This window comes from Ruminococcus sp. N15.MGS-57 (genome assembly GCF_000980385.1).
GTDB lineage: Bacteria > Bacillota > Clostridia > Oscillospirales > Ruminococcaceae > Hominimerdicola > Hominimerdicola aceti.
In genome coordinates, this window is record NZ_LARF01000107.1 from 1 (window position 1) to 1,289 (window position 1,289).

Consider the following 1,289-nt stretch of genomic DNA (forward strand, 5'->3'; position numbering starts at 1 on the left):
CACTCCACGGAGGGCAGCTCCGTGACGTGCGTCCCGCAACCCCCGGGCGGCAACGCCTGCCGCTTACACGCGCCCGGGTTTGGGCTGGTGCGCTTTCGCTCGCCGCTACTCGCGCAATCTCGGTTGATTTCTCTTCCTCGGGGTACTTAGATGTTTCAGTTCCCCCGGTTGCCTCCTGGCCGCCTATGCGTTCGGCGGCCGGTAGCAGGGCATTGCCCCTGCTGGGTTCCCCCATTCGGGAATCCGCGGATCTATGGCCGTTTGCGCCTCCCCGCGGCTTATCGCAGCTTGCCGCGCCCTTCGTCGACTTCCCGCGCCAAGGCATCCGCCTCGCGCCCTTTGTATCTTCGTCCTGAAGTGTTCCCTGTCTTTGTGTTAGGTAAACCACATCGAGTAAATCTTGAATGATTTTGCGATCGTGAAGAATCCGAATCAACTTGTTAGATGAATTGATTTCGTTATTCGTTCTCGGGGGCCGGGATGATCTCCCGGCCCCGCGTATCTTCTGTATTCCGTGCTTCGCTATGCGGCTGTCAAGGTGCCTCGGGGCGGGAGCCCCGGGAGCCGGATGCTGGATTTTCTGGAATCTGATGTAGTGAAGCCCTTGATTCTTATGAGAATCTCCCTAGAAAGGAGGTGATCCAGCCGCACCTTCCGGTACGGCTACCTTGTTACGACTTCACCCCCCTCACCCTCCACACCTTCGGCGCCTCCCCCCTCTCGGTTGGGCCGGCGACTTCGGGTGCAGACGACTCGGGTGGTGTGACGGGCGGTGTGTACAAGGCCCGGGAACGCATTCACCGCGGCATGCTGATCCGCGATTACTAGCAACTCCGACTTCATGGGGGCGGGTTGCAGCCCCCAATCCGAACTGGGGCCGGCTTTCCGGGATCCGCTCCCCCTCGCGGGGTGGCATCCCTCTGTACCGGCCATTGTAGCACGTGTGCAGCCCAGGGCATAAGGGGCATGATGACTTGACGTCGTCCCCGCCCTCCTCCGCCTTGACGGCGGCGGTCCCGCGTGGGTTCCCGGCATCACCCGATGGCAACACGCGGCGGGGGTTGCGCTCGTTGCGGGACTTAACCCAACATCTCACGACACGAGCTGACGACAGCCATGCACCACCTGTTTTCTTGTTCTCCGAAGAGAAGGAACTTATCTCTAAGTCTTTCAATCAATGTCAAGTCTTGGTAAGGTTCTTCGCGTTGCGTCGAATTAAACCACATACTCCACCGCTTGTGCGGGCCCCCGTCAATTCCTTTGAGTTTCAACCTTGCGGCCGTACTCCC

2 rRNA genes are annotated in these 1,289 nt (G+C 60.1%); both read right to left on the reverse strand.

The annotated features are described in order from the left end of the window. A 23S ribosomal RNA gene (locus tag WS40_RS11710) occupies positions 1–352 on the reverse strand; the annotation flags it as partial. A 277-nt stretch (positions 353–629) separates the two neighbouring features. Beyond that, positions 630–1,289: ribosomal RNA gene (locus WS40_RS10650) — 16S ribosomal RNA — on the reverse strand; the annotation flags it as partial.